The sequence below is a fragment of the Gilvimarinus sp. 1_MG-2023 genome, assembly GCF_030548285.1.
Genome location: NZ_JAUOSC010001134.1, coordinates 1 through 264 on the forward strand (window position 1 = coordinate 1; position 264 = coordinate 264).

Annotated in this window: 1 protein-coding gene; it reads right to left on the bottom strand. The window is 51.9% G+C overall.

Annotated features, from left to right (window positions below; genetic code table 11):
• Nucleotides 1-264 (bottom strand): DUF3299 domain-containing protein (locus Q4563_RS20390; RefSeq protein ID WP_303605810.1); only part of this gene is annotated, 264 nt, incomplete at both ends.

The window sequence follows — 264 nt, forward strand, 5'->3', positions numbered from 1 at the left end:
GCCCAGACCATTGACGTTTTGCTCCAGGAACAGAACACCTTCCAGCCAGACCGGGTCGTAAATCGATTCCAGCACAAATCCGTCTTCCACCTCGACATGGACAATCTGGTTCGGTGGTGGGGGTGGGACATGAATACAGGCACCAAAAAACGGTACCAGGAAAAATTCGATCACCCGTTGTTGGTCATCAAAATTGATCGGCACAATAAAACCCGGTATCCGTACCCTGACACCATTCAACTCTGCACGCGTGCGGGTCGACTC